Genomic DNA, 12678 nt, shown 5'->3' on the forward strand with positions numbered 1-12678 from the left:
TCCCGCGAGCGAACGGGGAGTCAGGACAATTCGGGCCTTATCGCGGCACTGTAGCGATGTTTTGTGCATGCCCACGTTCGGGCCGCGCGCCCACGGGCACCGCCACGCTGTAGCGAATCAGGATTTCGCGGAGCACCGGTGTGGCTTCCATGAGCGAGAAGCCCGGACGGATACAGCGGCGCACACCGCCGCCGAAGTGGAACAGCTGACCATGGTGCCCGCGGGCACCCGATCGTCATTCCTTGGTGAGTTTGCACACCCCGTTCGTCCGATCGAGTCTTCTACGCCATGTTCCACGACTGCCGCTCGTCATAGCAGTCTCGCGCCGAGAATCGTCCGATTTTCCCTGTGGCACAGGCGTACCCGCGAGATACCCGCCGAATTTACGCATGTGGCAGGACCGGTGCCGCTACTCTCCGGAAATGAGTTCGATTGCGCCTGCACTGCGCAGCGCCCGGATCGCGAACTCTGTCGCGTTCGGGTTGCAGGGCTTCTTCTTCGCTGTGGTGTTGACCGAATTGCCCCAGCAGAAGGAGCGGTTCGGTCTATCCGACGGATGGATCGTGGGGGCGGTGGTACTGGTTTCACTGCTCGCGGGTGCCGGCACTGTCGCCGCCGAACAGCTCGCGCTGCGCTGGTCGAGCCGCACCACACTGCGTATCGGCCTACTCGCGATCACGATCACCGGCTGCGGCCTGGCCATGGCGCCGAACAAGATCGTGGTGCTTGTGGCGCTCGGGTGCTATGGGATCGCGGTCGGCATTGTCGACGCCAGCACCAATATGCAGGCGGTGTTCATCCAGCACGGCTACGGCACGTTCATCCTGGCGTCGTTCTATGCGGCCTGGAGCGCCGGATCGATCGGCGGTGCGTTGTTCGTATCCGGATGCGAGGCCATGGAGGTCACGCTGCGCGAATCCGTGCTGACAGCGGCGGGCATCGTGCTTGCGCTCGGAGCGTTGCTCGGTCCGCGGCTATTGGGCAGCGACGAGGCGGAGGCCGAACCGTCCCCGCCCGGCAGCGAACCCACAGCATCCAACCCGCCGGAATCCGCGGGCACGGTCGCGCTATCGGCATATCTCGCGTTCGGCATCGCGATGGCGCTAGTGTTCGCGATCGATCTCGCCGTCGGCAACTGGTCGGCGCTGTATCTGACCGACGACCTGCTGGCCACCTCGGCAACCGGCGCGCTCGCGCTCGCCGCGTATCAGGGCACCTCGCTGATTGCCCGGCTCACCGGGGATATCCTGGTGCGACGCTTCGGACCGCGCCGGGTGGTTCAGGTCGCCGCCGCGATCGGCGTGGCCGGGCTGACTGTGGTAGTCGCCGCGCCGGTTCCGGTGGTCGCGATTATCGGTTTCATGATCGCGGGCCTCGGCATGCCGGTCATCGCGCCGCTGTGTTTCAGCGAGGCAGGACAGCTCACCAGCGGACGCGCACTCGACGCGCTCATGGCGCGACTGAATCTGTTCAACTACGCGGGCACACTGCTCGGTGGCGGGTTGGTCGGTGCGATCGCGGCGGGCTTCGGTCACCGTGTCGGATTCGCGATTCCGCTGCTGTTCGCCGCGATTCTGATCGCGCTCGCCCGCGTATTCCATTCTCGTTCCGAAGCGGGTTCCTTCCGCGCGGCGGGCAGTGATCATGCTGTACTGGACGGATGAGCAACATCCCAGTCACCGTCGACCGGGCCGGACTGTGGGACGCCGAGGCCCTCAGTGACGTTGCGGCCGCGACCTTTCCACTTGCCTGCCCACCCAACGCCACCGTCGACGACATCGACATTTTCATCAGCGATGTCTTGTCCGGCGAGCGCTTCGGCGAATACCTGACCGATCCCACCCGGACCGTACTCAAGGCCGTCGCGGACGATGACATCGTCGGCTATGCGATGTTGCACGTCGGGGTTCCGGCCGACCCCGAGGTCGCCGAGGCAGTGAATCTGCACCCGGTCATCGAGATCAGCAAGATGTATGTGCTGCCAGGCCACCACGGCAGCGGGGTGTCAAAGGCCCTGATGCTTGCCGCCCTGCAACGCGCTCGGGCCGTCGGCGCCGCAGGCGTGTGGCTCGGGGTCAACCAGGACAACATTCGCGCTCAGCGCTTCTACGCCAAGCACGGATTCACTCCGGTCGGCACCAAAACCTTCCATGTCGGCAATCAACTGCACAACGACTTCGTCATGCGGCTGGTGTTCTGACTCATTTCACGAAGTCCACCAGGGCGTTATGGAAGCCAGGGGCGATCACGGCCATCAGATGGTCGCCGGGCACCACGTTCAGGGTGCCGCCGGACAGCGCGGCGGCCGGCCGCTCGGGTTCGGCGGCGAACAGGTCAGCGGCGCACGCCAGGACCAGGGTCGGCGCGGTGACCGCGGCCGGAGTCGTGATCGGTTCGGTGGCCCAACACAGCTCAGGCCAGTAACTTTGCCTTCAGTGCGGCAACGTCGGTTGCGGACAGTTTCAGGCCGTCGCGCACGTAATTGTCGAAACTGCCATAGGTCTGGTCGGCCTGGTCGAATGCGGCGTCGAGCCACGGCTGCTGGACACTGTTGAGTGGATCGTTCGCGCTCGCGTTGCGGTACCGGTTGGACAGCAGGTAGTCCTGGTTCACAGTGTCCCGGTCGACTCCGAGGATGCTCAGCAGCACCGCAGCCGTCCAGCCGGTGCGATCCTTGCCCGCGGTGCAGTGGAACAGCACCGCGCCGTCATCGGTGTCGATGATGTCGCGCAGCACCGAGGCGAACGCCTCGCTGGCGCCCGGCGCGGTGATGAACGCACGATAGAGGTCGTCACCGCCGGTCAACGTGGTGAGTAGCGTCTGGGGCGGCGCCTGACCGATGACATCAGCGGTGTGCACGGTCGCGCCTGCAGGCACCTTGTCGGGACCGATGGCGCGTTCGAACGCGGTACGCAGATCGTCCACATACCGAACCTGACGCTGGGTCAGGCTGGTGAGATCGGCGGACGTCGCGTTGTTGAGTTGGCCGGTGCGGTACACCAGACCGGTGCGCACCGATCGACCGTCGACGGTGCGGTAGCCGCCCACGTCCCTGGCATTCTGAACGCCCTGCAGGTTCAGTGAGCGATCGAACGCCGCGGCCGACGCGCTGGGCTGGTCGGCGACCGCCACACCGGCCACCGGCCCGAAGGCCACGGCGAGGCCGGCGGCAATTGCCACCGGACCACGAACCGAACGACTGACCATGACTGGTGCTCCTATCAGGCCGCGGCGGCTTCGAAACGTGACAGCGCCAGCAGTCGCGAAATGGCGCGCAGATACTTCTTGCGATAACCGCCCTCGAGCATTTCCGGCGAGAAGATCTCGTCGAGCTTGGCACCCGACACGGTCACCGGAATGCTCGCGTCGTAGAGCCTGTCGGCCAGCACCACGATCCGCAACGCAACCGCCTGGTCGTCGACCTGGTGCACGTTCGAGATGAACACCGCGTTGACGCCGGAGATCAGCGCACCGTACTTCGACGGGTGCAGGGTGCTCAGGTGCTTCAGCAGCGCTTCGAATTCGTCGAGTGTGGAACCCGGTGTGGCAGCGGCCCTTTCGCTCAGCGACTCCGGCGACATCGGTTCCGGCGCTGGCGGCAGATCGCGATGACGGTAGTCGGGTCCGTCGACTCGAACGGCCTCGAATATGGAACCGAGCTTCTTGATCTCGCGCAGGAAGTCCTGCGCGGCGAAGCGGCCCTCACCCAACTGACCCGGCAGCGTGTTGGAGGTCGCCGCGATGGAGACCCCGCGCGCTGACAGCTCGGTCAGCAGCCGGGAGACGAGCATGGTGTCGCCGGGGTCGTCGAGTTCGAATTCGTCGATGCACAGCACGCTGTTGGCCGCGAGCCGCTCGACGGCGTTGTTGAAGCCGAGTGCGCCAACGAGATTGGTGACCTCACCGAAGGTTCCGAACGACTTCGGCGTCGGCGCGTTGTGGAAGATCGAGGCAAGCAAGTGGGTCTTGCCGACACCGAAGCCACCGTCGAGGTAGAGCCCAGCTCCGCTGATCGGCTTCTTCTTGCCGAACAGGCTCTTCTTGTTGGCGGCCTGGTGAATCTTGGCGACCTGACCGGCGAAATCCTCGGCCTTGCCAACCGCCGCCGCTTGGCTCGGCTCCTCGGGGTCGGGAATGTAGGAGGCGAAACTGACCTCGTCGAACATGGGCGGGGGCACCATCTGGGCGACCAATTGGTCTGCCGGAACCTCCGGATGGCGCTCGACAAGGCGTTCTTGCATAGACGGAGCCTAATGACGTGGTGTGATGTTGTTTCATGCAGCGTATCCGCAATGCGATCCAGCTCACAGGTCTGAGCCAGGGCGAGCTCGCCGACCTGTACTCCTACCCCGCGCAACTCGACGCGCCCTGGGTCCGAGCCAATTTCATATCCAGCATCGACGGCGCGGCAACCAGCGGCGGGCTGTCAGAAGGGCTCGGCACTCCCGCGGACAAAACGGTGTTCCTGATACTGCGCGAGCTCGCGGACGTCATCCTCGTCGGTGCCGGCACCGTGCGCGCGGAAAACTACGGCGGCGCCCACACCGATCCACCGCGACGCCGCAGTCTCTACGATCGCGGACTCGGCGGAGAACGCGACGGCGCGCCACCACCGATCGCGGTGCTCACCGCGAGCGCCTCGGTCGAACCCGGCTCACGCCTGTGCACGGACGCGACCGTCCCGCCACTGATCATCACGACCGCCGCCGCACCGCAAGAGCGCAAACAACGGCTCACCGACGCGGGCGCACGGGTCATCGAGGCGGGCGATATCGCGGTGACTCCGAAGGCGTTGCTGCGCACGCTCGACGAACTCGGCCTGCGTCGCGTGCTGTGTGAGGGCGGCCCGCATCTGTTCGGTGAAATGCTCGAGGCCGACGCCGTCGACGAGCTGTGCCTGACCACCGCGCCGATGCTCGTCGGTGGCGCCGGCCGTCGAATTTCCCTGTCCGCACACGACTTCCGCACCCTGATGGCGCGTAAGCACATCCTGCTCGACGACGACGGCACGGTCCTCACCCGTTGGGTCCGCCGCCGTTGACCCGCGAGAGACCAGAACTCCGTCGGCTCCGGGCGACGTGGCCACCCAGACGTGGCCATCTACGGCCGCTTTGTGAAACAACAGCCGGAACCTGGCAGGGTGTAACGCATGCGCTGGACTCGGGCCGTCGTGGCGGCCTCGACACTCTCGATCATGATCGCCGGATGCGGTGCGGGCCCCTCCGATCGCCCAGGCGTTGCCGTCGAGCGCGCGCCCGCTGTAGGGGGGCCCGCCACCACCTCGGCTGCGGCGGCGCCGCCACAGGCCGAGAAACCCAAGACCGATCTCAGTTGGCGCGACTGCACCACGCCGACGGTCGATCTACTCGGCCTCGGCCCGGCACCGGCCGGGCTGGTCCTCGAATGCGCCGAATACTCGACCCCGATCGACGGGTCGGGCGGTGTGCTCGGCAGCTTCCGCACTGGCGCGATGCGGGCCCGGCTGCCGCAAACCCCGGCCGACGCCGCCCCGTTGGTGCTCACCTCCGGCTCGGATCGCTCCTCCTCCGCCACGCTGGCCGGGCTCGCCGTCGGGCCGGCGGGCGGGCTGCTGACCACCCGTCCGATCGTCGCAGTGGACCGGCGCGGCCTCGGCACCTCGCAACCTATCGACTGTCTGCCACCCGAGATACGCAGTGGTCTGGCCGACAACGCCCAATTCGCTCCCGGCGCAGGTGATCCCGCCGAGGCGGTCACCGAATTCAGCCAGGACGCCGTGATCGCCTGCCGAGATTTCCTGCATCCCTACGAAGGCACCTTCGACGCGCCGCACGCCGCCGACGACATCGAGCAACTGCGCAAACAGTGGCAGGTCGACCACATCGATCTACTCGGCAGCGGTAACGGCGCCAAGGTCGCGCTCAGCTACGCCCGCCGGTACGGCGACCACCTCTCGCGCCTGGTCCTCGACTCCCCGGAGGCGATCGGCGCCGACGCGACCACCCGCGCCGAACAGCAGGTCCAGGGCGCCGAGGCGGCTCTGACCGCATTCGCCCAGCGCTGCACGGGGATCTATTGTTCGCTCGGCGCCAACCCGCGCGCCGCGATCAACGACCTGGTCAACCGGGCGAGCATCGGCGAACTCGGCGATATCTCCGCGAACGCACTGTTGACGGGGATATCCGGCTTCCTCGGCAGCCCACGCGCCGATCAGACCACCCACATCGCCGAACTAGCCGACGCGCTGTCGGCCGCGGACCGCGGTGACCGGGGCGCGCTCAACAACCTCATCCTGCGCGAATCCGCCGCTACCGCCGCCGACGGTCAATTCGTCAACCGCTGCACCGACAACCAGACACCGCCGAGCCCGACCCGGGCCAAGGAACTCAGCACCGAGTGGGGCCAGAAGTATCCGGTATTCGGTAAATCCGCTGCCATTGCCATGATGGACTGCGCCGCCTGGCCCGCGACCGACGCGCCGCCCATGCCGACCCAGCTCAATCTGCCAGTTCTCGTCCTGAGCGGGGTCGCCGACCCCGTGGTGGGTGACGGTGGAAAAGCGTCGGTCACCGGTGTGCTCGGCGCCGCGGGCGCTCGCCATGCCTCGATGACGTGGCACGGATGGGGCCATCCGGTCTTCAGCCATTCCGGGTGCGCGCAGCAGGCTCTACTCGCCTACCTGAAGGATGCCAAACTACCGGCGGACGCGACCGCGTGCCCCGCATAACGCCATGATTCGGCGCGGCGGACAGGTCCCGGCAACCGTCAGGACCTGATCCGGTGTACCGTGCCCCAGTGTTACTTCGACAGCTCGAGCCACGCACCGCTCGTACTACCGCCGAAGCGATCAAATTCGCACTCTGGCCCCTGGCGGTCATGACCGTGCTCAACCGGGTCTTCATCAAGGCCGTCAACGGGTTCATCACCGATGATTTCGCGCCGGTCTACAAGGCGTCGAAGGCATTCCTCAACGGCCAACCGGTGTACACGGCAAACTTCGACTCGGTCGATCCGCACTACCTGTACCCACCGAGCGGCACGCTGATGATCGCCCCGCTGGCCATCATCGACCCGGAGAAGTCGCGCTGGTGCTTCATCCTGTTGAACGCGATCGCCATCCTCATCGCGTGGTACCTGCTGTTGAAGCTGTTCAAGTTCACCCTGTCCTCGATCGCAGCGCCAGTGCTGCTGTTCGCGATGTTCATCTCCGAAACGGTCACCAACACACTGATTTTCACCAATGTCAACGGCTGTATCCTGCTGGCCGAGCTGTTGTTCATCCACCTGCTGCTGAGTCGGCGCGACCTATGGGCCGGGGCCGTACTCGGATTGAGCATCGCGGTGAAACCGACGCTCGCGCCACTGATCCTGATCGCGGCCGCGCGTGGACAGTGGCGGGTGTTCTATACCGCGATCGGCGTGCCGGTCGCGTTGACGGCTATCGCATGGCCGCTGTCGAAGGATGCGAGCAAATTCTTCACCCACACGGTCCGATACCTCGCGGAGTCCAGGGACTACTTCAACAGCGCGGTCGTTGGAAACGCCGCCTACTACGGTCTGCCGGAGTGGATGACCTGGGGTGTGCGCATCGTCTTCGGCATCATGGTCGCCATCTCGCTGTGGCTGCTCTACCGCTACTACCGCGAGGACGAGCTGTTCTTCATAACTACCTCCTCCGGCGTGCTGATGACCGCGTGGTTCCTGCTCTCCTCGCTGGGGCAGATGTACTACTCGATGATGATGTTCCCGCTGCTGATGTCGGTGGTGCTGCGCAACTCGGTGATGCGCAACTGGCCGGCCTGGCTGGCGGTATTCGGATTCATGTCCTACGACAAATGGCTCTCGGATCGCTGGCAGGGCATCGGCCGAAACTTGGAATACCTCCGCATCACCTTCGGCTGGGGTCTGCTGCTCATCGTGATCTTCTGCGTGCTCGGCGACCGCTATCTCGCCGCGCGACGCGACGGACGTCTGCAGTTCGGCATCGACCCCACTTGGGTGGATTCGGCGCCCGAAGCGCCCGATGAGCAGGGGCGAACCCCATTGTCACCGCGCCTCGACCCCGAAACCGCCGCGCCTGACGGCACCGAACGCGGCGAGATCCGGGCCGAACCACCGGCGGGCGTGGTCAAGTAGCGTCCCGGGGTGCGGCGACATCGGCGAAAACCTATTAGCGTGGAGCAATGAGTTCTGACGCTGACACGACCCTGCCCGCGCCGCGCATCCAGCTGACGCCACAGGAGTGGAAGGCCAAGCTGAATCCCGAGGAGTACGCGGTGCTGCGGCAGGCCGCCACCGAACGCCCGTTCGTCGGCGAGTACACCGACACCAAGACCGAGGGTGTCTACACCTGCCGGGCGTGCGGGACCGAGTTGTTCCGCAGCACAGAGAAATTCGATTCCCATTGCGGCTGGCCGTCGTTCTTCGACCCGGCACAGTCCGAGGCGGTCATCCTGCGTTCCGACGACACGCTCGGCATGCGCCGAGTCGAAGTGCTGTGCGCGAACTGCCACAGCCACCTCGGCCACGTGTTCGAGGGCGAGGGGTACAACACGCCTACCGACAAGCGCTACTGCATAAACTCTGTCGCGCTGCGGCTGCACCCCTCGGACACCGCAGCAGAGTAGTCGGCTTTCGACGCTGACCGGAAGGATACGTACAGACCTTCCGGTTTCGCATGCCCCCAATTTCTAGGGGTTGCGTTCCGGGTTCGTCAGGGGAGTGCGGCGATGAGCTTGTCCACCTCGACCCGTGGGCCGGTGTAGAACGGCACTTCCTCTCGCACATGCAGGCGAGCCTCGGTAGCTCGCAGATCACGCATGAGATCCACAATGCGGTGCAATTCGGGCGCTTCGAAGGCAAGGACCCACTCGTAGTCGCCGAGTGCGAATGAGCTGACGGTGTTGGCACGCACATCCGGGTAGGCGCGTGCGGCCTTGCCGTGGTCGGCGAGCATCTTGCGCCGCTCGTCGTCGGGCAGCAGATACCACTCATAGGACCGCACGAATGGGTAGACGCAGATGTAGTTCCCGGCCTTCTCATCGGCCAGAAACGCCGGGATATGGCTCTTGTTGAACTCGGCGGGGCGATGCACGGCCACATTGCTCCACACCGGAGTACTGGCACGCCCCAACTCGGTGGTGCGGCGGAAATCCGCGTACGCGGCCTGCAGATCTTCGATCCGCTCGGCGTGCGTCCAGATCATGAAATCGGCGTCGGCGCGCAGCCCCGCGACGTCATAGATGCCGCGAACAACCACATCCCGATCACCGAGCCCATCGAAGAACGCCTGCGCGTCCGCGACAGCCTTGGCTCGCTCCTCCCCCAGCACACCCGGTTGAACCCGGAACACCGAGAACATCAGGTAACGAATGGTGGAGTTGAGGGCCTGATAGTCGAGTCTCGCCATAACATGCATCGTGCCACTGTGGGAACACCGGAGCTCGACCAGGTCGCACCCGCGCGGCATCATCGAACCGATCGGCGCATGGATCCGGTGTTGCCGCGACATCCGGTGCTTATCTGGCGAGATGGCCGCTTCGTCGAGCTATCCCCCGCCGAGGTGCCCGACAGAGTCGGCGATGCGATGAGCGGCAGCGGTACCGGATGCCACGCACGCAGGAACACCTACGCCGTGTAGATACGCGCCCGCAACGGCCAAACCGGCGAAATCGGCTACCGCGGACTCTATTTCGGCGACCCGGGTAGTGTGCCCCGGCCCATATTGGGCGAGTCCGCCCGGCCAGCGCCGAACCAGTGCATCGAGCGGTTCGATAGTGGCACCGGTGACGGTGGCGAGGTCCTCGGCGGCCGCGGAGATCAGGTCGGCGTCCGACCAGGCCAGTGTCGAGTCGTCACCGAATTTGCCGAACGAGATTCGGACGGAGGCATTTTCGCGTTCGGACAGATGGGTCCATTTGCGGCTCGATAGGGTGAAGGCTTTGGCGCGCAGCGGTTCTCCGGTGGCGACGAGGATGCCGGAGTTGACCGGAAGCGCGGTATCACGCGGAAGCGCAAGGGCGACAACGACAGAGGACGACAGTTCGATCTCCGAAGCAGGTCTAGCGGCGGCTGGAGCGATGGTGTGCAGCAGAGCCGCGGTGACGGGCGCCGGGGTGGCGAGCACCACCGCATCTACCGCACCCACCGGGTCGACGACCCAGCCGTTCGAGTCCCGGTCGAGGCGGGTCGCGGCCGACGCGGTGACGAATTTCGCGCCGGAACGGGCCGAAAGAGCTTCCAGCAGTACCCGATAGCCGTCACGGATGCCACCGAAGACCGGCGCATTCGACGGCGGCGGCATCGCGGCGGCGACGGCATGGGTGAGGCTGGGCGCACCGGCGTCGAGTGCCGCGGCCAGCGTGGGTAGCGCGGCACGCACCCCGATGGAGCGGGAGCTACCCGCGTATACGCCCCCGAGCAGTGGGTCGACGCTGCGCCGTGCGACCTGTGCACCGAAACGGTCGGCCACCAGGCTGTAGACATCGATGTCCGCACCCGGCTGCCAGGCCAGCGCACTGCTGGACTCGGCTTCGATTCTCGCGAGTGTTTCGGCGTCGACCAGCCCGCGCATCGATTCGGCACTCGCGGGAATACCCATCAGCGTCCCCTCCGGCATCGGATGCGCGGTGGCTTCGGACCAGACCAGCGGGCGCAGCCCCGCAGGGGTAACCAGTTGCGACCCGAGGCCGAGCTCACGCAGCAGCTCGGGCACTTCGGGCCTGCGCCCCACGAATGCCTCGGCACCGAGATCCAAAGGCCCCCCGGCCAATTCGCCAGTGTAGAGAATGCCACCCAGCCGGTCGCTTCGCTCGATGACCGTGATATCGGCGTGCGGTCCCAGTGATCGCCGCAATCGATACGCGGCAACCAAGCCGCTGATGCCGCCGCCGACCACCGCGATTCTCATGCCTGTGACCGTATCGTGGGCGGCGAAGCCGCTGTCTGCGCGACCGGTCAGTTGTCGGTTCGGTCACTCCCGGACACGATCAAGTCGACGTGCTCGCGTGTGCGATCCACCTCGAAATGCTCATCCTCGGCGACCATCCACTCGTCCCACAAATGCCGCGTCTCGATCCCGTCGCGAGCCAATCCACGCGCGAGGCGCTCGGCCCTCGGTGTCTCGATCCAGATAGCGAAGGACAGTCGATCGCGCACCGTTGCCCGCGCCGAAGACACCCCTTCGAGCACCAGGGTTCCACCGGGCTCGACCTCGTGCCATTCGGCAAGTGCCCGCTCATTCCAGTCCCAGCGCTGATAGCGGCCACCCCGCTCGGCCGCCAACGGCCGCAGCAGTTGCTCCTCCAAGCGCGGCCACCAGCCGACAGGGTTGTCCTGCGAGGCGAAATCGTCGGTGTGCACCAGTCGCGCGCCACACACGTCGGCCAAACGCCGCGCATACGTCGACTTCCCCGCTCCACCAGGTCCGTCGACCGCCACCAGCCGCATCGATCCGAGCCGGGGCGGACGCGCCGCTATCCACGCGGCAACTGCCTCGAAGTCCACACCCGGCCCTAGGGCGTCACAGTTCATGGACAAGTTCGACCAGCGCGGTCAGCACACCTGGGTCGGTGTCCGGAAGAACACCATGGCCGAGGTTGAAGATGTGGCCCGCCGCGCCCATCGTGATCGCCTCATCGGCCTCGCCCGCGATGCGACGGGCCTCGGACTCGATCGCCGCCGATCCGGCGAAAAGCACCGCCGGATCCAGGTTGCCCTGCAACGCTTTTCCGGGGCCGACACGCCGCACCGCCTCGGTGAGCGGGACTCGCCAATCGACGCCGACGACGTCCGCACCGGCCTCCCCCATCGCACCGAGCAGGTCACCGGTGCCGACACCGAAATGGATGCGCGGCACACCCGCCGTGGCGATCTGCGCGAACACCCGCTCGGAATGGGGCAGCACGAAGGTGCGGTAGTCGGCCAGCGACAGCGCGCCCGCCCATGAATCGAACAGTTGCAAGGCGTCGACGCCCGCCGCCAACTGCGCCTGCAGGAAGGCGACGGTGATATCGGTGAGCACGCCGAGCAGCTCGTGCCAGGTAGTCGGATCGGCGTGCATCATCGCCTTGGTTCGCTCGTGGTTCTTACTCGGTCCCCCCTCCACCAGGTAGGAGGCCAGCGTGAACGGCGCGCCAGCGAATCCGATCAGCGGCGTATCGCCGAGCGCGTCGACGAGCAACTCGATACCGTCGGTCACCGCGCCCACCTCTTCCGGGCGCAATCTCGGCAGCGCGCGCACGTCGGCGGCGGTACGCACCGGCGAGGCGATCACCGGCCCGACGCCGGGCACGATATCGAGGTCGATGCCTGCGGCTTTCAACGGAACGACGATGTCGGAGAACAAGATCGCCGCATCGACGCCGTGCCTGCGAATCGGCTGCATGGTGATCTCGCACACCAGTTCCGGGTCGAAGCACGACTCGAGCATACCGATGCCTTTGCGAAGTTCGCGGTACTCGGGCAGCGAGCGTCCGGCTTGACGCATGAACCACACCGGGCGCCGGCTGGGCGTGGCGCCGGTGGCGGCGGCCAGGAACGGGGCATCGGTCAACCGGCGGCGGGTGTAAGTGTTCACCTCTGTCATCGTATGCGGCCCGGCCACAGCGACGGACCGGGAGGCTGCGGCCTCGTTGCCATGCACGGCTCGCAGACGCCATATTGCGTTCAGCGGCGCGCCTCCGACTGCGCCGGGTGGAC

General features: G+C 66.1%; 12 protein-coding genes. 6 read left to right on the top strand and 6 right to left on the bottom strand.

Annotation, left to right across the window (positions count from 1 at the left end; genetic code table 11):
* Positions 1 to 422: 422 nt before the first annotated feature.
* Together LKE06_RS26120 and LKE06_RS26125 are read left to right on the top strand one after the other, a co-directional pair.
* Entirely contained in the window at positions 423 to 1664 is a 1242-nt protein-coding gene (locus LKE06_RS26120) for an MFS transporter (RefSeq protein WP_228002016.1), read from the top strand.
* Positions 1661 to 2200, top strand: coding sequence for a GNAT family N-acetyltransferase (locus LKE06_RS26125; RefSeq protein ID WP_255649859.1), 540 nt, complete (start codon positions 1661 to 1663; stop codon positions 2198 to 2200). Before LKE06_RS26120 ends, LKE06_RS26125 begins: the two co-directional genes overlap by 4 nt.
* A gap of 212 nt (positions 2201 to 2412) precedes the next feature.
* Here LKE06_RS26125 and LKE06_RS26130 read toward each other — a convergent pair whose 3' ends face one another.
* Together LKE06_RS26130 and zapE are read right to left on the bottom strand one after the other, a co-directional pair.
* The gene (locus LKE06_RS26130) at positions 2413 to 3207 is read right to left on the bottom strand and encodes a tyrosine-protein phosphatase (RefSeq protein WP_228002017.1); all 795 of its coding nucleotides are present in this window, start codon (positions 3205 to 3207) and stop codon (positions 2413 to 2415) included.
* Positions 3208 to 3221: 14 nt separating this feature from the next.
* Positions 3222 to 4241, bottom strand: a complete 1020-nt coding sequence (zapE, locus tag LKE06_RS26135; RefSeq protein WP_228002018.1) for a cell division protein ZapE — start codon at positions 4239 to 4241, stop codon at positions 3222 to 3224.
* Between the two features lie 35 nt (positions 4242 to 4276).
* Here zapE and LKE06_RS26140 point away from each other — a divergent pair, with 35 nt between their 5' ends.
* The 4 genes from LKE06_RS26140 (at position 4277) to msrB (ending at position 8606) form a co-directional block, all read left to right on the top strand.
* The gene (locus LKE06_RS26140) at positions 4277 to 5041 is read left to right on the top strand and encodes a pyrimidine reductase family protein (protein ID WP_228002019.1); all 765 of its coding nucleotides are present in this window, start codon (positions 4277 to 4279) and stop codon (positions 5039 to 5041) included.
* A gap of 108 nt (positions 5042 to 5149) precedes the next feature.
* A complete protein-coding gene (locus LKE06_RS26145; protein WP_228002020.1) occupies positions 5150 to 6706 on the top strand; it encodes an alpha/beta hydrolase in 1557 nt (518 codons plus the stop codon).
* 68 nt (positions 6707 to 6774) lie between these two features.
* The gene (locus tag LKE06_RS26150) at positions 6775 to 8115 is read left to right on the top strand and encodes a glycosyltransferase family 87 protein (protein WP_228002021.1); all 1341 of its coding nucleotides are present in this window, start codon (positions 6775 to 6777) and stop codon (positions 8113 to 8115) included.
* 47 nt (positions 8116 to 8162) lie between these two features.
* Entirely contained in the window at positions 8163 to 8606 is a 444-nt protein-coding gene (gene msrB, locus LKE06_RS26155; RefSeq protein WP_228002022.1) for a peptide-methionine (R)-S-oxide reductase MsrB, read from the top strand.
* 86 nt (positions 8607 to 8692) lie between these two features.
* Here msrB and hemQ read toward each other — a convergent pair whose 3' ends face one another.
* The 4 genes from hemQ to hemE form a co-directional block, all read right to left on the bottom strand.
* Complete coding sequence (gene hemQ / locus LKE06_RS26160) at positions 8693 to 9388, bottom strand: hydrogen peroxide-dependent heme synthase (protein ID WP_228002023.1); 696 nt, start codon at positions 9386 to 9388, stop codon at positions 8693 to 8695.
* Between the two features lie 138 nt (positions 9389 to 9526).
* Complete coding sequence (locus tag LKE06_RS26165; protein ID WP_228002024.1) at positions 9527 to 10888, bottom strand: protoporphyrinogen oxidase; 1362 nt, start codon at positions 10886 to 10888, stop codon at positions 9527 to 9529.
* A gap of 47 nt (positions 10889 to 10935) precedes the next feature.
* A complete protein-coding gene (locus tag LKE06_RS26170; RefSeq protein ID WP_228002025.1) occupies positions 10936 to 11511 on the bottom strand; it encodes a uridine kinase family protein in 576 nt (191 codons plus the stop codon).
* Positions 11501 to 12565, bottom strand: a complete 1065-nt coding sequence (gene hemE / locus LKE06_RS26175) for a uroporphyrinogen decarboxylase (protein WP_228002026.1) — start codon at positions 12563 to 12565, stop codon at positions 11501 to 11503. Before hemE ends, LKE06_RS26170 begins: the two co-directional genes overlap by 11 nt.
* Positions 12566 to 12678: the final 113 nt, after the last annotated feature.

The organism is Nocardia australiensis, from assembly GCF_020733705.1.
GTDB lineage: Bacteria > Actinomycetota > Actinomycetes > Mycobacteriales > Mycobacteriaceae > Nocardia > Nocardia australiensis.